We start from the raw sequence: 17,319 nt of genomic DNA, 5'->3' as shown, positions 1-17,319 counted from the left end.
CTTTTTTTTGGATATTTGTAAAGCATCCCAGCAAAATCCTTTTTTGATGAAAAATATACTCACATTGATATTGTGGGGTGCGTTTGTATTCTCTTGTTGGGCCCAAGAAAAACCATATAAAGTAGTTGCTGAACCTGGCGATGGCATCTACTCCATTTTGCGCAAACAAGGCCTAGATCCCGTACAGCACTATCAGAAATTTGTTGAGCTCAATGAAGTAAACCTTAAGGACGGAAGTTTTCTGCATGTGGGGAGGGAATACTATATTCCGTATGCTTCAGAATCTTTTAAAAATCTCGGGATAAGGGTATTGCTGGCTTCAAATGAGGAAGAACCCATCTTTGAAAAAGGGCTTCAGAAGCTATCCAAAAAAAGTGATGCTCTAAAAGATGTTGTGTACTATCTCATCACCGAAAATGAATCAAATGCCCAAAACAGCTTTACTAATGAAGTGGAACGGAATTTGGCGAAGACACTATTGGAAAATGGAGCGCATGTTTTTATTCTTGAGCAGAAAGGATTTACTTACACTTCCGCAAAAGACAAGGGTTTGGAACTCATGGGGGCATATGTTGGCGCCATAAACAAAAGGTATCTTAAAAATATTGGAAAGTATCAGCGCCTTTTGATTTTGCGAGCCAACGGACAAATTCGCCGAAGAATGGATGTTTCAGTGTATCATCACGAAAAAAGTGAAGAAGGCGAACGTTTGGCACAAAACCTAAGGCAGGTATTCCAAAAACACAGTGTTGAGAATCGTTCATACAAGAGTCTTGAAGCCATTTTTGAGGATGCTAAAATGCTGTATCTGGCCAAAAATGTACTCCCCGCAGTAAGTTTATTGGACATTGATGGTACTTCAAGCGAATCCAAAGCCAAAGGCATTGAATTGATATCCAATAAAAAAACCTTAGCACAATGGTTGGCCAATGGTATTTTAAAGGATTATGCCGACCTTGAGATAGAGGAATAAGGTTTTCCTTTTTTTACGTCAAGATATTTTTGCGATAGTAGCGATATAATTCTTCGGGGCCAGCTCCAAAGTAATTCTTCAAATGAATCATCCCGAAATGGAATTGAACCTTAAACCACCCTTTGTCTCTATATTTTCTGGCTGAGGTTATCACATAATCCGGAAGTATTTTAAACTCCGTCTGGGTATACAATCGTTGGATGAACTCCGTGTCCTCATAGATGAAGTAGTCTTCGTCAAATCCTTTCGTTGATTCAAAAAGCTCTTTTTCAATAAAAAGAGACTGGTCACCACCTCTGCAAAGGGTGTGGTTGATTCGGGTAAGCCAGGCGAAAAAACGAAGTATGGGATTTTCCGAGTCAAATTTCATACGAAAACACCCCGACTGGCTTCCTTTTTCTACCGCATCAAGTATTATCTTGTCAAAACCTTTTGGTGGGAGGGTATCCGCATGCAAAAAGTAAAGAATGCTCCCTGTTGCATGTCTGGCTCCCGTATTCATTTGCTTAGCCCTACCTCTTTCAGAAGCAATAACTGTAGCGCCGCAAGATATGGCTATGGAAACCGTCTTATCCGTACTTCCCCCATCAATGCATATGATTTCCTCAACCTCGGATGAAGTGATGCTTGAATTCAGATGCTTTAGCATATTGCCCAAGCCCTCTTCTTCATTCAGTACGGGAATTAGTATGCTTATTTTCTGATTACTTTGCTTCATTCAAACTCCAATCGTAATCCAGATAACTAATATCTGCTTTGTTGTCTATTGGGTTTTCCAAATATTGGTTGATGTATTCCAAGAGGGAGGTACTCTCTGTAAAATCGCCCTTGTACCATTTGAAAATTCGGGATAGCTGTGCTTTTCCATTTTGGAACCGATTTCTTTTGGTATCGTTAACAAAATCAGCAGCAGTTTTGGATAAAAGACTTTCCATATTCTGGGAAGTAAAGGCTGTGTTGAGCAATTTTGGACAAGAATAGGATGCACAATTAATGGCAAAGTGAATCCGTGGTTCATCCATTTTGCGAAGTACTTCGTGCTCAATATCTTTTAGAGAGGTGGTAATATTCCCTACAGTAATCCACTTTTTCTTCCATCTATTGGGAATATCCTTAATGCTCTTTGTGGGGTAATTGTCCACAATCAGTTTAACCGTAGCGGCATTGTAAAGATTGATATAGTAGGCCAACTTATCATCTTTGGACCAAGAACTTGTTGGAGGTGTGTTGGCTAAGGTGTTCATGTAGGTTTCTAAAGATTGGATATCGGCTTTGAACCCTTTGTAATTGACATTGCCCAAATCATCCACATATTTCTTTAGCAAATCGTTCCATGCTGTATGGTCTGGTTTTTCGGTATCGATGTCAATTTGCTGAGCAATGGTTGTCGAGTCAAAAACGGTCTCATGGTTGAGCTCGGTCTGACAATTAAAAAAGGATGTAAAAAGTAAAGTGTAACCCCAAAAATTCATAGCATAAGATTTTTATGGTTTAATGGTATAACACAAGTCTAAAAAAAAGGGCAAAACTTTCATTTTGCCCTCGTTAAAATTGTTTAACAGCAACCTCCGCCGTCGTAGTGCCACGTACTTTCACTAACATGAATCTGGTCCGAAGCCGCTCCTAGTGCCGCAGCAGTCTTATCACACACAGCTAAAGGCTGATTTTGAAGCAGTACATGACCCTTGTTATCATCGAAGTACTCTTCGTCCCCATAATAAATGGCCGTTTTACCGGTGAAAACGCAGGGTCCATCCGCAGGCATTGGGTCTTTTATAGCTGCAATTTCAATGGATTCGATATGAATTAATTCATCCGTTGGGTAGTGATTAGGCGTCAATACCCTATAGGATTTTCTAGCCCGAATTTCTATTGTTCCAAAGCCCGCATCGGTCAATACCTTTACATAATCCTTGATTGGAATACTTCCGCTTAAGCACAAAGCACGGAGTCTATCATCATTCCGAAGCTCATCATTCATAGGTTGTTCACAAGTAGGGTCGCTCATCACTAACCTTCCATGGGGTTTTAACACGCGATACATTTCGGAAACCGCTTTTTTCAAATCTTCCATCTTAAAGATGTTGAACAAGCAGTTTTGTGCGGCTACATCAATACTTTCGTCCTCTACGGGTAGATTTAAAGCATCTCCTTTAACGAGATTGACATATTCACTTTTGAACCAGTCATTTTCTTCTTCAGCAATTTTGAAGTTTTTTCTAGATGCCTCCAGCATTTCATCCACAGAATCCACCCCCGTTACGCCGCCAACTTGACGAGAAAAATAGGAAAACTGGAGCAACTCCATTCCACCTCCAACGCCTACATAAAGCACCTTGGGGTCATCCACTAGGTCTTGAGCAGATACCGTACTTCCACATCCATAGTTCATTTCCTGCATTATTTTGGGGATAGATAATCCTGGGAATTGCCAAACTGGATTTGTAGTACAGCACAAGCCTACATCTGGGGTTAAGGCAGCTTCTTTATACAAATCTTGGGTTGCATCTAAATAACTCATATTTCCTTTATTAATTCTTTAAACAGTTGTATCATCTTAGGTTCTGTCTTTCCAGCAATTTCAATAATCTCTTGAATATTAATGGGTTGCAGATTATCCGGATCGCATTCATCGGTCAATACCGAAACGGCTACAATAGGTAGTCGTAAATGATTGGCCACAATTACTTCGGGAACCGTACTCATTCCAACAGCATCAGCTCCCAGTATTTTCAACATGCGATATTCGGCCTTGGTTTCGAGTTGTGGACCCACTACAGAAACATATACCCCCTTTTGTAGGGAGATGTTTTCTTTTTTTGCGATTTGCTCAATTTTTTGGCGCATGGCGAGATCATAAGGTTCACTCATATCCACAAAACGGTCCCCAAATTCCACCACATTTTTAAATGCCAGCGGGGAGCCCCCTTGCAAATTGATATGATCTTCTATAAGCATGATATCCCCTTTCTTGAAATCAAGATTAATGGCCCCGGCCGCGTTTGAAACAAACAAACGTTTGATTCCCAAACCATGCATCACTCGAATGGGGTAGGTAATATCCAAAAAGTCGTAGCCTTCGTACAAGTGAAATCGTCCCTGCATGACCACTACTTTTTTCCCCTCGATTGTGCCATAAATCAACTTACCGGAATGGAATTCAACGGTAGCCAATGGAAAATAGGGAATATGGTTGTAATGCGCCTCAATGGGATTCTCAATTTCATCCACCAATTGTCCTAAACCTGTACCTAATACGATTCCGATTTCAGGAGAATCAAAACCCCTCTTTTTGAGATATTGAAGGGATTCTTCAACTTGTTTTTTAGTCATTCGTCATATGTTTTAAAAAGGGCTGAAACGCCTCAATATCCTTTATGTCCTCATAGTGGTCCACATCGTTCTTTTCAGGTAACACAAAGAGGCTTTCTTTTTCAAGATTTTTCAAAGTGTCACCTAAAACGGATTTGGTACCCCAAGCTTTATCTTGAAAAACCTTCGAATTTTCAACTTTCATTCCCAAGAGATAATATCCCCCATCTTCCGCTGGACCAATCACATAGTCATGGGAATCAAGCTTGGAAAATGCTACTTCCAAATCAGATTGGGACAAATCGTACATATCACTGCCAATGATAATGATTTTTTTAAAACCTGAATCAAAACCCTGGGCAAATGCATTTTTCATGCGTTTTCCCAAATCGTTGCCTATCTGCAGTTGCTTTTGATATAGGCCATTATCCCAAATATCATTTTCCCAAATCTCCTCTGAATAATAGACGATTTTATGGGCATCCAGACTTTGGGTAAAAGCCACGGTATGATGAAGTAAGAATGTGTAGACCTCCAGGGCTGCAGAATCACCAATTTTGGCGGCCAATCGGGTTTTACATTTGCCAAGCCCAGGATTCCGGGTGAAAATCAACAAAAGATCAGTCTCTTTCTTTTTCAAGGGTATCTTTTTTGGTGGTGTAAACTTTGTCTCCGTTGGTCAGTAGGTGGGCCCATTCCTTACTGAAAGCATGTACTTTTTCAGTTTTTTGATTGGATTCGTCAAAAACAGGATAACCCGAGTTTTTCCAGAGGAAAATTCCGCCGTAAAGGTTTTTTACATTTTTATAACCTGCCTGTTCCAATTTTTCACCAATATCCTCGGACCTTGCCCCAATGGAACAGTACACCACTATGGATTTTTTCTTTTCTGGAAGGATTTTGCTCGTTTTTTCAATATCGAAATCCGAATATCCAACCCAAATTGCATTTTTCAAGTGACTTACCTCAAACTCTTCCTTTTCCCGGGCATCTAATACCACCACATCTTTTAGTTGCGCCAGGTTTTTAGGATAGATGTAGTCAATGCTTCCAACATTTAGGGTGTCCAATGATTCATGGATTGGGGACTGGGCAAGCAGGCTGAGATTCAGGAACAGACTCAACAAGAAGAGAAGGGGTTTAATCATAGGGTCAAAAATAAGACTATGCCCATTACTTTTTTAATTGAGGTAAATATTTATAATTATCTTAAGGGAAGATTTAACCCCAACAATCATGAAACCCATAGCAATTCTTTTTTTTGCCCTTTCTTTGTTTATTGCCTGTAAACAGAAAGAGCGGCTAGAAAAGAAGAACCTAGTTACACCTCGCGACTATACCGAAATGTACCGTCCCCAGTTTCATTTTACTCCCGAAAAAAAATGGATGAACGACCCCAATGGATTAGTCTATCATGAAGGAATTTATCATTTGTTTTATCAGTACTATCCCGATGATATTGTTTGGGGACCTATGCATTGGGGGCATGCTGTAAGTACAGATATGGTGTATTGGGAGCACAAACCCATTGCACTATACCCAGATGAAAACGGTCTTATTTTTTCTGGAAGTGCTGTTGTGGACAAGGACAATACCTCTGGATTTGCCCAGAACGGAGAAACCCCATTGGTGGCCATCTTCACGTATCATCTCATGGAAGGGGAAAAATCCGGAAGGGATGATTTTCAAACCCAAGGTATCGCCTATAGTTTGGATAATGGGGAAACTTGGACGAAATATGAAGCAAACCCCGTGATAAAGAATTCGGGGATTCGGGATTTTAGGGACCCGAAGGTATTTTGGCATGAAGAAGGCCAAAAATGGATAATGGTTTTGGTTGCGGGAGATCATGCCAAATTCTATAGTTCGTCCAATTTAAAAGATTGGAAATTCCTGAGCGATTTTGGAAAGAGACAAGGCGCTCATGGTGGGGTCTGGGAATGTCCGGATTTGTTTCCGTTATCTGTTGAAGGAGAGGAGGAACAAAAATGGGTGTTGATTATCAGCATCAACCCAGGAGCCCCCAATGGAGGTAGTGGCACCCAGTATTTTATTGGCGAGTTTGATGGAAAACGATTTGTTTCTGACCAGAAAAAGGCAAAGTGGTTGGACTATGGAACCGATAATTATGCTGGGGTTACCTACAACAATACGCCCAATGGAGAACGGATATTTATCGGTTGGATGAGCAACTGGGATTACGCCAGGGACACTCCGACAGAAAACTGGCGTAGCGCCATGACCTTGCCCCGAAGTTTGGCTTTGAAGAAAATTGGCGACGACTATTTTCTTACGAACCAACCTCTTGAAAATTTGAATGTTTTGGCTAAAGCGGTGTTGAGCAGAGGTCCAAAGGTCGAAGCGCTTCAAGAGGAGACCCTGTACCAAGATGGTCTTCAACAGTCACGGATTTCGTTTACTACTTCGTCCGGGGATTTCAGCATAAAATTGCAAAACGGTGAAGGTGAGTTCGTGGAATTGAACATGGATAAAGCCAACAATGCGTTTCTTTTGGATAGGATGAATTCAGGCAAAGTGGATTTTCAACCGGAATTCGGCAACAAAAAGCACTTTATGCCTATCGATAACCTGGAGGATGGACCCATCGAGGTTCGCATTCTGGTGGATTGGTCTTCCATTGAGGTTTTCCTTAATAATGGGCTATACACCATGACCCAACAAATTTTCCCGACAACCCCCTACAATCAGCTGGTTATCGAAAACAAAAGCAAGGAGTTTGCCATTGAAAACTTGGTTGTAGAAAAAATGGAATCCATCTGGGATTAATGCCCTAAGATTCTTAACCATTTCATTGCATTTCTATAGTTATCTATCGGGCATAACTTTGTAATTTACAGGTTGATTTTCAGACTAATCAAGCGTAAAATAGAAACCTAAGAACATTCACTATGAAAATTGGAATAAACGGAATGGGCCGTATTGGACGGGCCGCATTAAAAGTAATAAACGATACCCCCGGACTGGAGGTTGTAGCAGTCAACGATATTGTTCCTGCGGAGAACATTGCCTACCTTTTGAGATATGATACGGTGTATGGGGTGTATGATAAAGAAGTCACCCACACCGAGGATTCTTTGACCGTGGATGGCAACAAAATACAGTTCACATCCATCAGAAACCCTGAGGATTTACCTTGGGGAGAAAATGGAGTGGATTTGGTCATAGAAAGTACGGGTGTTTTCACCAATGGTGAAGATGCAGAAAGACATTTGAAAGCTGGTGCCAAAACAGTAATCATTTCTGCACCTACCAAGAGTGTAGACACACCAACCGTGGTTCATGGAGTGAACTCAGTTGATGGTGAAACCAGTGTTTTCTCCTGTGCCAGTTGTACCACAAATAACATCAGCCCGGTGGTTGAGGTTCTGGGTAGAAGAATAGGGATCAAAAAGGCGATAATGACCACGGTACATGCGTATACCGCTTCGCAGGGAATGGTGGATGGTCCATCCAAAAAGAATTTTAGAATGGGCAGGGCTGGAGCACAAAACTTGATTCCCACTACAACGGGTGCCGCAATTGCAACTACCAAAGCATTACCGGAATACGCTGGAAAATTTGACGGGGTAGCCATTCGGGTTCCTGTCCCGGTGGGTTCTATATCCGATATGACCTTTGTGACCGAAAGAGAGGTCACCCCAGAAGAAGTGAACCAGATTTTGGAGGAGGAAGCCCAAACTGATCGATACAAAGATGTTTTGGCCACTACGGATGAACCTATTGTGTCTTCGGACATCATTATGAGTCCGTATGCTTCTACGGTAGATTTGGGGATGACTCGCGTTGTGGGTGGAGATTTACTCAAGGTAATGACCTGGTACGATAACGAGTGGGGATTTACCAATCAGATGGTGAGGCAGATATTGGAAATCAAAGGATAATCTATAAAAGAAAGAAGGGAGACTTTACGTTTCCCTTCTTTTTTGGTTGGTTGTTAATTAAATGAGACACCCCTTTGGGGTTGGAGACTTCCTTTATGGCCCAAGGGCCGTTTTTTAGTTCATGTAATGGTACAAACTGTTGATGAGTGCAAAAACAGAACAGGCCACCATCAAATACCAAAAAGCATAGCCTATTTTTTCTTCTACAGTGTTCATTTTTGGATGGGTTAAAAAAGGTTGAATTTTGATTTCCTTTCGAAATTACTAAAAAGTCTTAGGCATTCCTTTTAGCTTTTTATTCTCCGTAGGGGAAAGATCATAATTGGTCAAAAAAAGAGTATAAATGGAATTGGACCCTAATGGAAATTCCGTCGCGCGTTATGGTTTAGAAACCAAAAAATGCTACTATTGCTGGACCTTAACCAAAATAAATGGATTTCAACAAGATTGACCAAGCCATTGCACAGCGCATGTGCAGTTGGGGAATTCCTGCATTGCGTGTTTCCTTTGCCATTATCTTTTTCTGGTTTGGCATTTTAAAACCTTTCGGACTTTCTTCGGCAAGTGAACTGCTAAAGGATACGGTGGCATGGCTTCCCTTTGGCGCACCGGATACCTGGTTGGTGGTAATTGGCTGGTGGGAGGTGGTCATCGGGATTACCTTTTTGTTCAAAAAGACCACACGAATTGCTATTGCATTGTTGTTTTTGCAAATGCTTGGCACTTTTATGCCTTTTGTTTTTCTACCAGAGGTAACTTTTCAGGAAGGAAACTACCTAAAACCCACCCTCATTGGGCAGTATATTCTTAAGAATATAATGATAATCTCTGCAGCGCTGGTGTTGGGCGGCACCTGCTATCAAAAAAAAGAAATAATAAAGTGAGCGGTGTGCTTACACCAACGGAGTACCTTTAAGACGCTTTTCTATTTTTCTTTTCTTCTCGGTGATGCTTTTCATCACGTCCATAAGTTTAGAATCTTTGGTCTTCTTGTAGATTTCGTTGATGGAAAGTATAAGTTGTTTAGCCTCTCGGGAAGCTTTAACGCGGTCGCTGGTGGACATATGGCTAAGAGTTCTGCTGGTAAACTCTTCGGCTTGTAGTAATAACTGCTCAGTCATGTTGTTTAAAATTAATCCAGTTTATTTAAAATTAATCTAGATTGGGTAAATATAAACCTTAGTTTGATATAAAAAAGTTATGGCACCATTCATTTTATAGATTTATGAAAATCTTAAGAAGTAGTCCATCGACTACAAAAGGAAAATGAGGTTTTCTATCCGATTTTTGTCTTTTTCGTTTCAGACTATGCCAAGACACCTCTGAATTTTTTTTTAAATTGTATAGGTCGTGTTGAGGTGTGGTATATCTAAATCTTTATTGAAAGGTAGTAGCATTTGTTTAAAAGGAAAGCTCAAAATTGATTCTTAATCCTCCAAGCTATCACAAATTCCTGTTGGAGCTGCTATTTTCAAAACGAAGACTGAATCTTTACCTCATTTCTGTATTGGAATTACAGAAAAAAAGTTATAAACAATTAAACAAATTCTTACAAAATTGTTCTATCTTTCCATTCAGAAATTAGATTGGTATGCTAGTAACCTCCTTTGTGCCATTCTACTTTTCATCAACTTCATTTTTTAGTATCCATTGCAAGAAACGACCGTAATAAAAAGGGTCATCTTGGTATACATTTTATTAATTTTTTAATTGTCGGGACTTTTTTTATGTGAGGATTTCATGATTATTTCTTTCCTCAACCTCTTTTCAGGATACGTCACTTGAATTGGGTTTTCGGCGCTAATCTTAAATCTAATTTATTATGAGAAAGTCGAACAAAACGTTGTTTTTAATTTTTGGTATTGCATTGATGGCGGTTTCCTGTGAGGCCACTTCAGTAGCAGAAGAAGAAAGTATGTACAATGAAATCAGTCAACAAGAACTTTTCGATATTATCAAACCTACTGGCACGGTTACGCCAAAAAATATTAGGAAACCAGGAACTGCCAAGAAAAATAAATAAATCCGTTGGAACATTACTGGTTCTGCTTTCAGGACTTATAATGTACGCTGACAAGGTTATCGGTTATTTTGACATCCATGTTGAGTATCAGTTTAAACACTACATCGACTTGGATGTTTTTTTATGGACCACTAGTCAAACATTAGCTGTGCTCTTATTAGTGGTTGCATTTTTCTTTAAGCCGTATAAATGGTCTCTTGTTTCCCCACTTGTTGTTTTTTCCATGCAGTTGATGTATGTCTGGAGAGACGAGGAGTGGATACAGCATGAATATTATTTTCTGTATACCACCATATTCGTAATTACCATTTTGGCCACTATTTATTTCATCAAGTACATGGTCATTAAAATTGGGTCTGCTTTGGAAAAATCAAAGAAGAAAGATGTGGATACCCTGGTCAATTTTGTGGTAGAGGTACACAATGAGCACTATGCCAAAATTTTAAAAAGTGCCAATTCTCTTGAGGTACTTCATGAATTTGATTGTAGTGCAGAAGAAAAGTATACGCTCCGGCAAATATTGAAAAGAGAACTACAGACAGGTTCAAAACAGTTTGAGGTACGCCTTATTCAGACCTTTCACAAGCTTGATGATTGAGCTTTAGCCCCAAGTTCATGCTTTTTTTAATGGCCAGTTTCCCGTTAAAGCTTGTTGATTTCAGCAATTCTCAATCCTCCAAACTATCAAACTCCACAAATTCGTATTGGGGCGAGGCCTCAAACAATTGCCTTAATATAGCCGCATGGCCGTTACCAAACACCACTAAAATTCTGTCTTGCGAGCCTTCGGTAAGCCTCAGAATGTTAGAGAAGATGCGCACGTTTCGGTTATACCACCAAATGGTAAAATTATCTGCACCGTCATAATCCTTGGCGGCCATTTGTCCAGTAAGGTAGAGGCCAAAATTGGCATTGTGCATCTCTCGGGAGTTCATTTCTTTTAAATAAGTGAGAATGTGTGTTTTTTTCACCTGTGATTCCCGGTAATCGTACCATTTAAACGCACTGTCCAAATAGGGGTCACTAGCCTTCCAATCTATATTTTCTATTAAGGATTTGGCCAATACGGAGTCTTTGGTAAAGAGCTCACTCTGCAGGGTTTTGGCATCTACACTATATACGCTGTCCAAATCCATTTCATGCGCCACACGCAGAGCCACTTGGTAGCGTTCGTCCCGTTTTTCCCGGTATTCGCCCTTTCTATACTTTTGATAGCGCTGGTTCCAATCTGTTCTGGCTTCTATCATGATTTTATTGGGCTTAAATTTTTTGATGTACTCCACAAGCTCTGTAACCTCTGTTTTTTTGGGCTCTTTTAGCACATCAATTTTGTTGTCGTCCTTGGTTTTGTGCGTGTCCAATCCGGGATAGTCCAAGTGAAACATACCTACTACAAGCACTTTGGTCTGTTCTTGGGGGAAAAAATCGGCCTTGGTCTTTTTTGTTGGGGTGTTTTGCGCAATGGAAAGTTGAGCCAATGCGGTAATGAATAGAATAGTGGTTAGGTTTTTCATTTTCAGATGTTTTAAGAAAGATGAAGCTTGGCGGAGATTGTTACGGAAATCTTCAAAAAAATAATTTTGATACACATTTTTTCTTAGTTATCATTTAAACCTAAGTAAACCAATAAGAATTCAAAAAAAACGAATCCAATGAACAGCTAGTCGTAAGCTGGAAACAAAATGAAGTGAATACCAAAAAACAATTGGAGTTTCCGGGTATCGGTCCTTTATGGTTGGTCCTATTGGTTTCCTCAGCCTTAATTGGTTTATCTGTTTTGTTCTTGAAGCAGAAAATCGACTAAGAACAATAGCGCTAAATGGGGAATGGTGACTTTCCCAACATGGATTCCCCTATTCCCAACTTCGCACTTTTCTTCAACCACAGTCATGGCTAGGTTTGTTTCGAATTTTAAAAACAAAGCCATGATAATTAAAAATTTAGTATGCAGTGTATTATTATGTACGGTTGTTTTTGCAACAACAGCTAATGCACAAGAATCAGAAGTGAAAATTAAGAAAATTGCGGCTCAATTCATTAAAGGTGCCGATGTAAATGATGGAAGACTATTGGAAGATGTTCTGGAGCCAAAATCGCTTCAATATGTTCTTATTGGGGGGAAGTTGAGCACTTTTTCTGCACAGGATTACATCAAGATGGTGAACGAAAAAAAGTTAGGAGGAAAACCTAGAAAAATCACCTATCGCCATGCGGAATTTCTTGGAAACAATTTGGCAGTAGTCGTGTTGAATGCGGTGAGTGAAGAATATGATTTTCTATACCAGCTATCCATGGCCAAGTCGGCAAAAGGGAAATGGGAGATTGTAGGTATTACAGCCGAAATAAATGGAGTCTAAGACGTGAAGGGTTTTCAAGTGCTTTCGGTTTTGGCCTTTAGTTTTTATGGATTTGCTGGCCTTTATGGTCAGCAAGTTTCTAAAGTTTCGGATATCTCATTTACTTATGACGTTGTCAGAGACTCCTTGGTATGCAAGTTGGAGGCACCGACCAACGGTTGGGTTGGAGTGGGGTTCAATAACAAAAATTCGATTGTTGGGAGTGATTTGTTGCTTTTCAACATCATTGCTGGTACCGCTTCATGTACCGATTTGTTTGTTAAAGGGGTGGGGAACCCAGTACAGGATGAAAAAAATGGTGGCAAAAACACCATAACCATACTGGACGGAGCAGAACGAAATACCTATACCTCCATAACCTTTTCCATCCCCTTGGATTCTGGAGATAGAAATGATTTTGTACATCAACTTGATGGGCAAGCTTGGCTTATACTGGCGTACTCTGTCGATGATGATTTTGAGCACCATTCGAGAGTACGAAAACATATTCCTTTTGTAATCCATAAGGATTAAATTTCCATTTGTACCTTTCTTAAATGATTCCAAAGTTGAACAGAACCAAAATCGCGATTTACCTCATATGGGTGGTGGCAGCGCTTTTTACCAGCACCCTATTGTACCTGAAAACACTGGAGGCCAACGGAACGGATTCTTGGGGAAAGCTGTTCCTTGTCCAATTTGTGGTCTGGAACATTTGGGGAGGATTAAGTCCGTTGATATTTTGGTTAGGAAAGCGGTTCAGGATTGATAAGCAGACCTACTATAGAGGGCTGTTGATTCATATTGTCTTTGCAGTACTAATTGTCTTGGCATATCTGGCGATGTATTCCATTGTTTGGAACTTCTTCGGGATAGGTGCATTCAGTTGGCCAACATTTACTGCCTACTTTAAGATATTCTTTCTTAACCTTTTTCATTGGCACTTCTTTATTTATATGGCCATTATTGGTTTGGCACATGCCATACAATACCAAAAAGAGCTCAAGCAGAAACAACAGGAATCGATTGCTTTGGAGCGTGCACTATTCAAAAGTGAACTGGATATGCTAAAAGCACAACTCTCCCCACACTTTTTGTTTAATACTATTAACAATGTAGTAAGCACCATAGAGCAAGGAAAGAATGATGTGGCATCTGGCATGCTGATACGTTTAGGCGACTTTTTGAGGATAGTCCTGGAAGAATCCAAACACAAATTGATTCCGTTGCATAAAGAATTGGACAATATCAAAAAATACCTTGAAATAGAGCAGTTTCGGAACAAGGAATTGGATGTTCTTATCCGTTCCGATAAAGGGCATGGGCAGGTGATGGTTCCTAGCTTCATACTTCAGCCCCTGGTCGAAAATGCCATAAAACATGGTATTTCGAAAAGCAAGGAAGCCAATAGGATTGAGGTTGGCAGTGAACAAAAAGATTACAAGCTTAGGCTTTTTGTGTACAATGAAGGACCAGGGCTTAATCACGAACAGCTGAGAAAAAAGGGGATAGGACTTGAAAATACTACGAAGCGACTTGAAAAGTTATACGGTAACAAAGCACATTTTGAATTGTTTTCGGTAAATGATGGGGTCATGGTCGAAATACAAATACCTACCAAACAGATGCTATGAAATACAAGGTATTGGTCGTGGATGACGAATTGGAAGCACAAAAAAGGCTCTTGCTCCACTTGGGGCGGTTCAGTCAACTTCAGCTTTTGGAAGCGGACAGTAACGGAAAGGAGGCTTTGAAAACCATACGCTCAGAATCCCCAGAAATTGTTTTTCTTGATGTAGAAATGCCAGAAATGAGCGGTGTTGATGTCTTAGCCCAGTGCAGTCCACCTTATCCCTATATTATTTTCGTTACTGCTTATAATCAATACGCCGTTGATGCCTTTGAACAAAATGCAATTGATTATATCTTAAAACCTTACACTTTTGAACGGGTTCAAAAAGCCCTTGATAAGGCTATTGATATGATTGAGAAAGATCGTTTGGTAAACATCCATGAGAACTTTAAAGAATTACTTTTCGCGTTATCTCGGAATGATGAGCGAAATACCGATTCAGTATTTATAAACCGAATTGCCGTTAAATCTGTTGGTGTAACTACTTTCATACCGGTTGATGAGGTGGTATATATTGAATCAGCGGACCAGTATGTGGAGGTTTATACCCAGACCAAAAAGTTTACCGTTCGTGAATCCATGGATAAATTGGAAAAGTCCTTGAATCCGAATACTTTTTTTAGGACACATCGCTCTTTTATTGTCAATTTAGATTGTGTTTCGGCTATAGAAACTGTTGATAAACACCTAAGCTTGGCAATACTGACGAATGGTAAAAAGGTGAAAATCTCCGCTAATCGTAAGCAGGAGTTTAAAGAGAAAATGAACTTTGAATAAGGGTGTAGTTGGCGCAAAGGAGTAGTAGGAAACAGTTCCAAAGCCCTCAAATTTTAGTATTACCGGAATGTAAGCTTCTCTTTTGGAGTTTCTTCGAAGCACCCTCTTGAAGACTCTATGAAAAACAAAAAACCCAGCAAATTGCCGGGTTTTATGTGGTACCTCCAGGAATCGAACCAGGGACACACGGATTTTCAGTCCGTTGCTCTACCAACTGAGCTAAGGTACCTTGCATGCCTTTTGTAAAGGCGGGTGCAAATATAATTTCAAAATTAGGATATACAAACAAAAACACGAAAAAAGGAGGCGGTTTTTTAGAATTCGCCATCTTTGTTTTATGAACCTTGTTATTGACATAGGGAACAGCCTCACTAAGTATGCCGTGTTTGAGAATCGAAGACTTTTGCAACTAGAAACTTCGGAGTCCACTCTGTTCCTTTCCAAAGTCAAGGATATTTTTGAAAACTACCCTAAAGTAGAACATGCTTTGATTTCTTCAGTGGGCAAGTTGGAAAATAGGGAAAAGGAGATTTTGGCCCTTTTTTGCAAGGTGCACGTGCTTTCACATACCTCCAAAGTCCCTTTTAAAAATAGCTACGCGACACCCCATACCTTGGGAATGGACCGGATAGCTCTGGCCACTGGAGCCTTTTATCAGTACCCAAGAAAAAATGTTTTAGTCATCGATATGGGGACTTGCGTAACCTACGACATGATAAACGATGCAGGGGAATATATTGGTGGCGCTATTTCACCTGGATTTCATATGCGGTACAAGGCCATGCATTCGCAAACAGAAAAACTACCTTTACTTACCCCAGAAGATTTTTTGGACTTTGTAGGAAATTCTACTGAAAGCTGCATGCACAGTGGAGTAATTAATGGTTTGGTCAATGAATTGGACGGCACTATTGATCAGTACCATGCTCGTTTTCAAGATTTAACAGTTATTTTAACAGGTGGCGACTCTCAATTTTTTGTCAAACGGCTAAAAAATTCCATATTTGCGAACTCTAAATTTCTCGTGGAGGGGCTTAATTGCTTGCTGGAATACAACAAAAGCTAGATGGTAAAGAAATTTCTGATTGCATGTATTTGCATGGCCGCGCATGGCCTTTTTGCACAAAACGGAACCATATCACCATATTCATCCTTTGGAATAGGAGACCTCAGAAATAACAGTTCGGTAGATAACCGAATGATGGGAGGAATTAGTATGCATGGGGATAGTATCCACCTTAACTTTCAGAATCCTGCTGCTTACTCCAAACTTAGATTGACCGCCTATACTGCTGCTGTATCCCATACCGAGTTCCGCTTGGAGGATTTTACCCAAGAACAGAATACCTCAGTTACCAATTTGGAATATCTGGCCATAGGTTTCCCGATAACTTCCAATGCCGGGGTAGGTTTTGGTCTTAGGCCCTTTACTTCAGTGGGATACAACCTTGAAGATATAACCACGAATGCCCAAGGAGAAGAAGTTTCCAATATTTTTGCAGGTGAAGGCGGATTAAACCGGGTTTTCGTTTCTATGGGTTGGGAACCTATCAAAAATATTAGTATTGGAGCAACAGCTAACTTCAATTTTGGCCGATTAGAATATCAGAGGATTCAGAGTGTGGAAGATGTCCAATTTGGGACATTGGACCGACGGGAATCAAGAATTAACGGATTTGATATTAACTACGCGTTGAACTACACCCCAAACATTGGAGAGAAATATAAACTTTACACTTCTTTACTTATCAATACCCAAGCCAACCTTACTTCAGAGAACACCGAAGAATTAGGGTCTTTTTCCTTGGTAAATGGACAAGATATTGAGGTAATTGATGTAAATCTGGATGCCGTTAACCTCAGAAATACAGAGCTCAAGATACCCACACGATATACATTGGGTCTAGGAATAGGTCAGGATAAGAAATGGTTTTTCGGAGGGGAATATAGCATTCAGCAGTTTAGCGACTTCAGCAACGACTTTCTAGGTTTGGATAATGTTACCTATCAAGATGCAAGCAAGATTGCCTTTGGAGGGTATTTTATACCAGACTATAAATCATTCACGAGCTATTTTAAGAGGATAAATTACCGCGCGGGACTTAGATATGACGTAACAGGTTTGGTAGTTAATGGAAGGGAGATTAATGACTTTGGCATAACTTTTGGCCTTGGTTTACCGTTGCCCAATTCTTTTTCCAATTTAAATTTGGGATTTGAACTCGGAAGAAGAGGAACAACAAGGGCCAATTTGATTGAAGAAAATTATCTGAATATCAGCATTGGACTTTCGTTAAATGACAGATGGTTCAAGAAAAGAAGAATAGATTAACAAAAAAAATTAGTACATTAACCGCTTTAAA

General features: G+C 40.0%; 21 protein-coding genes and 1 tRNA gene. 12 read left to right on the top strand and 10 right to left on the bottom strand.

What is annotated here, in order from left to right; genetic code table 11:
• The first annotated feature begins 46 nt into the window (after positions 1 to 46).
• Positions 47 to 973, top strand: coding sequence for a hypothetical protein (locus ACSLUF_RS15440; protein WP_435623552.1), 927 nt, complete (start codon positions 47 to 49; stop codon positions 971 to 973).
• Positions 974 to 986: 13 nt separating this feature from the next.
• Here the strand turns inward: ACSLUF_RS15440 and ACSLUF_RS15435 are convergent, their stop codons facing one another.
• From ACSLUF_RS15435 to ACSLUF_RS15410, 6 genes are all read right to left on the bottom strand, one after another.
• The gene (locus ACSLUF_RS15435; RefSeq protein WP_435623551.1) at positions 987 to 1,691 is read right to left on the bottom strand and encodes a TIGR04283 family arsenosugar biosynthesis glycosyltransferase; all 705 of its coding nucleotides are present in this window, start codon (positions 1,689 to 1,691) and stop codon (positions 987 to 989) included.
• Positions 1,678 to 2,445: a DUF547 domain-containing protein gene (locus ACSLUF_RS15430; protein ID WP_435623550.1), complete on the bottom strand. Its 768-nt coding sequence runs from the start codon at positions 2,443 to 2,445 to the stop codon at positions 1,678 to 1,680. The genes ACSLUF_RS15435 and ACSLUF_RS15430 overlap by 14 nt, the downstream gene beginning before the upstream one ends.
• Positions 2,446 to 2,528: 83 nt before the next feature.
• Positions 2,529 to 3,494, bottom strand: coding sequence for an arsenosugar biosynthesis arsenite methyltransferase ArsM (arsM, locus tag ACSLUF_RS15425; RefSeq protein WP_435623549.1), 966 nt, complete (start codon positions 3,492 to 3,494; stop codon positions 2,529 to 2,531).
• Complete coding sequence (locus ACSLUF_RS15420; protein WP_435623548.1) at positions 3,491 to 4,306, bottom strand: purine-nucleoside phosphorylase; 816 nt, start codon at positions 4,304 to 4,306, stop codon at positions 3,491 to 3,493. Before ACSLUF_RS15420 ends, arsM begins: the two co-directional genes overlap by 4 nt.
• Positions 4,299 to 4,925, bottom strand: coding sequence for a TIGR04282 family arsenosugar biosynthesis glycosyltransferase (locus ACSLUF_RS15415; RefSeq protein WP_435623547.1), 627 nt, complete (start codon positions 4,923 to 4,925; stop codon positions 4,299 to 4,301). Before ACSLUF_RS15415 ends, ACSLUF_RS15420 begins: the two co-directional genes overlap by 8 nt.
• A complete protein-coding gene (locus ACSLUF_RS15410; RefSeq protein WP_435623546.1) occupies positions 4,906 to 5,433 on the bottom strand; it encodes a rhodanese-like domain-containing protein in 528 nt (175 codons plus the stop codon). Before ACSLUF_RS15410 ends, ACSLUF_RS15415 begins: the two co-directional genes overlap by 20 nt.
• Positions 5,434 to 5,521: 88 nt before the next feature.
• Here ACSLUF_RS15410 and ACSLUF_RS15405 point away from each other — a divergent pair, with 88 nt between their 5' ends.
• The 3 genes from ACSLUF_RS15405 to ACSLUF_RS15395 all read left to right on the top strand — a co-directional run bounded on the left by ACSLUF_RS15405 (position 5,522) and on the right by ACSLUF_RS15395 (position 9,071).
• The gene (locus ACSLUF_RS15405; protein ID WP_435623545.1) at positions 5,522 to 7,072 is read left to right on the top strand and encodes a glycoside hydrolase family 32 protein; all 1,551 of its coding nucleotides are present in this window, start codon (positions 5,522 to 5,524) and stop codon (positions 7,070 to 7,072) included.
• Between the two features lie 122 nt (positions 7,073 to 7,194).
• Positions 7,195 to 8,187: a type I glyceraldehyde-3-phosphate dehydrogenase gene (gene gap, locus ACSLUF_RS15400; RefSeq protein ID WP_435623544.1), complete on the top strand. Its 993-nt coding sequence runs from the start codon at positions 7,195 to 7,197 to the stop codon at positions 8,185 to 8,187.
• Positions 8,188 to 8,618: 431 nt separating this feature from the next.
• The gene (locus ACSLUF_RS15395) at positions 8,619 to 9,071 is read left to right on the top strand and encodes a DoxX family membrane protein (protein WP_435623543.1); all 453 of its coding nucleotides are present in this window, start codon (positions 8,619 to 8,621) and stop codon (positions 9,069 to 9,071) included.
• A gap of 9 nt (positions 9,072 to 9,080) precedes the next feature.
• Here ACSLUF_RS15395 and ACSLUF_RS15390 read toward each other — a convergent pair whose 3' ends face one another.
• Positions 9,081 to 9,308, bottom strand: coding sequence for a hypothetical protein (locus ACSLUF_RS15390; protein ID WP_435623542.1), 228 nt, complete (start codon positions 9,306 to 9,308; stop codon positions 9,081 to 9,083).
• A gap of 701 nt (positions 9,309 to 10,009) precedes the next feature.
• Here ACSLUF_RS15390 and ACSLUF_RS15385 point away from each other — a divergent pair.
• Positions 10,010 to 10,210, top strand: coding sequence for a hypothetical protein (locus ACSLUF_RS15385; RefSeq protein ID WP_435623541.1), 201 nt, complete (start codon positions 10,010 to 10,012; stop codon positions 10,208 to 10,210).
• Between the two features lie 40 nt (positions 10,211 to 10,250).
• On the top strand, positions 10,251 to 10,808 hold the full coding sequence (locus ACSLUF_RS15380; RefSeq protein ID WP_435623540.1) for a hypothetical protein: 558 nt from the start codon (positions 10,251 to 10,253) through the stop codon (positions 10,806 to 10,808).
• 70 nt (positions 10,809 to 10,878) lie between these two features.
• Here ACSLUF_RS15380 and ACSLUF_RS15375 read toward each other — a convergent pair whose 3' ends face one another.
• Both ACSLUF_RS15375 and ACSLUF_RS15370 read right to left on the bottom strand, forming a co-directional pair.
• A complete protein-coding gene (locus tag ACSLUF_RS15375) occupies positions 10,879 to 11,724 on the bottom strand; it encodes a DUF5694 domain-containing protein (RefSeq protein WP_435623539.1) in 846 nt (281 codons plus the stop codon).
• A 254-nt stretch (positions 11,725 to 11,978) separates the two neighbouring features.
• Entirely contained in the window at positions 11,979 to 12,137 is a 159-nt protein-coding gene (locus ACSLUF_RS15370; RefSeq protein ID WP_435623538.1) for a hypothetical protein, read from the bottom strand.
• On the opposite strand from ACSLUF_RS15370, the gene ACSLUF_RS15365 reads away from it, so the two are divergent.
• The 4 genes from ACSLUF_RS15365 to ACSLUF_RS15350 are packed head-to-tail and all read left to right on the top strand — an operon-like array spanning position 12,136 to position 14,956.
• Entirely contained in the window at positions 12,136 to 12,567 is a 432-nt protein-coding gene (locus ACSLUF_RS15365) for a nuclear transport factor 2 family protein (RefSeq protein ID WP_435623537.1), read from the top strand. The genes ACSLUF_RS15370 and ACSLUF_RS15365 overlap by 2 nt on opposite strands.
• Positions 12,568 to 12,570: 3 nt before the next feature.
• Positions 12,571 to 13,080: a DOMON domain-containing protein gene (locus tag ACSLUF_RS15360; protein WP_435623536.1), complete on the top strand. Its 510-nt coding sequence runs from the start codon at positions 12,571 to 12,573 to the stop codon at positions 13,078 to 13,080.
• Between the two features lie 23 nt (positions 13,081 to 13,103).
• Positions 13,104 to 14,180 carry a sensor histidine kinase gene (locus ACSLUF_RS15355; protein ID WP_435623535.1) on the top strand — a complete coding sequence of 359 codons (1,077 nt, stop codon included), beginning with the start codon at positions 13,104 to 13,106 and terminating at the stop codon, positions 14,178 to 14,180.
• Positions 14,177 to 14,956 (top strand): LytR/AlgR family response regulator transcription factor, encoded by a 780-nt coding sequence (locus tag ACSLUF_RS15350; protein ID WP_435623534.1) that lies wholly within the window; start codon positions 14,177 to 14,179, stop codon positions 14,954 to 14,956. The genes ACSLUF_RS15355 and ACSLUF_RS15350 overlap by 4 nt, the downstream gene beginning before the upstream one ends.
• A 156-nt stretch (positions 14,957 to 15,112) precedes the next feature.
• On the opposite strand, the gene ACSLUF_RS15345 is transcribed toward ACSLUF_RS15350, so the two are convergent.
• Positions 15,113 to 15,185, bottom strand: a tRNA-Phe gene (locus tag ACSLUF_RS15345).
• Positions 15,186 to 15,293: 108 nt separating this feature from the next.
• Here ACSLUF_RS15345 and ACSLUF_RS15340 point away from each other — a divergent pair.
• Positions 15,294 to 16,022: a type III pantothenate kinase gene (locus ACSLUF_RS15340; RefSeq protein WP_435623533.1), complete on the top strand. Its 729-nt coding sequence runs from the start codon at positions 15,294 to 15,296 to the stop codon at positions 16,020 to 16,022.
• Positions 16,023 to 17,288 carry a hypothetical protein gene (locus tag ACSLUF_RS15335; protein WP_435623532.1) on the top strand — a complete coding sequence of 422 codons (1,266 nt, stop codon included), beginning with the start codon at positions 16,023 to 16,025 and terminating at the stop codon, positions 17,286 to 17,288.
• The last annotated feature ends 31 nt before the right edge of the window (positions 17,289 to 17,319 follow it).

This window comes from Flagellimonas sp. (genome assembly GCF_965601775.1).
Classification (GTDB): domain Bacteria; phylum Bacteroidota; class Bacteroidia; order Flavobacteriales; family Flavobacteriaceae; genus Flagellimonas.
Note: the sequence above shows the minus strand (reverse complement) of the source record. Positions and strands in the feature narration are given on the sequence as shown.

Bases quoted from the DNA above. Each gene is read 5' to 3' on its own strand.
- ACSLUF_RS15410 (WP_435623546.1), bottom strand. From the start codon at position 5,433: ATGATTAAACCCCTTCTCTTCTTGTTGAGTCTGTTCCTGAATCTCAGC.
- ACSLUF_RS15395 (WP_435623543.1), top strand. From the start codon at position 8,619: ATGGATTTCAACAAGATTGACCAAGCCATTGCACAGCGCATGTGCAGT.
- ACSLUF_RS15385 (WP_435623541.1), top strand. From the start codon at position 10,010: ATGAGAAAGTCGAACAAAACGTTGTTTTTAATTTTTGGTATTGCATTG.
- ACSLUF_RS15370 (WP_435623538.1), bottom strand. From the start codon at position 12,137: ATGGCTTTGTTTTTAAAATTCGAAACAAACCTAGCCATGACTGTGGTT.
- ACSLUF_RS15435 (WP_435623551.1), bottom strand. From the start codon at position 1,691: ATGAAGCAAAGTAATCAGAAAATAAGCATACTAATTCCCGTACTGAAT.
- ACSLUF_RS15430 (WP_435623550.1), bottom strand. From the start codon at position 2,445: ATGAATTTTTGGGGTTACACTTTACTTTTTACATCCTTTTTTAATTGT.
- ACSLUF_RS15340 (WP_435623533.1), top strand. From the start codon at position 15,294: ATGAACCTTGTTATTGACATAGGGAACAGCCTCACTAAGTATGCCGTG.
- ACSLUF_RS15390 (WP_435623542.1), bottom strand. From the start codon at position 9,308: ATGACTGAGCAGTTATTACTACAAGCCGAAGAGTTTACCAGCAGAACT.
- ACSLUF_RS15335 (WP_435623532.1), top strand. From the start codon at position 16,023: ATGGTAAAGAAATTTCTGATTGCATGTATTTGCATGGCCGCGCATGGC.
- ACSLUF_RS15440 (WP_435623552.1), top strand. From the start codon at position 47: ATGAAAAATATACTCACATTGATATTGTGGGGTGCGTTTGTATTCTCT.
- ACSLUF_RS15350 (WP_435623534.1), top strand. From the start codon at position 14,177: ATGAAATACAAGGTATTGGTCGTGGATGACGAATTGGAAGCACAAAAA.
- ACSLUF_RS15405 (WP_435623545.1), top strand. From the start codon at position 5,522: ATGAAACCCATAGCAATTCTTTTTTTTGCCCTTTCTTTGTTTATTGCC.
- arsM (WP_435623549.1), bottom strand. From the start codon at position 3,494: ATGAGTTATTTAGATGCAACCCAAGATTTGTATAAAGAAGCTGCCTTA.
- ACSLUF_RS15380 (WP_435623540.1), top strand. From the start codon at position 10,251: ATGTACGCTGACAAGGTTATCGGTTATTTTGACATCCATGTTGAGTAT.
- ACSLUF_RS15375 (WP_435623539.1), bottom strand. From the start codon at position 11,724: ATGAAAAACCTAACCACTATTCTATTCATTACCGCATTGGCTCAACTT.
- gap (WP_435623544.1), top strand. From the start codon at position 7,195: ATGAAAATTGGAATAAACGGAATGGGCCGTATTGGACGGGCCGCATTA.
- ACSLUF_RS15420 (WP_435623548.1), bottom strand. From the start codon at position 4,306: ATGACTAAAAAACAAGTTGAAGAATCCCTTCAATATCTCAAAAAGAGG.
- ACSLUF_RS15365 (WP_435623537.1), top strand. From the start codon at position 12,136: ATGATAATTAAAAATTTAGTATGCAGTGTATTATTATGTACGGTTGTT.
- ACSLUF_RS15355 (WP_435623535.1), top strand. From the start codon at position 13,104: ATGATTCCAAAGTTGAACAGAACCAAAATCGCGATTTACCTCATATGG.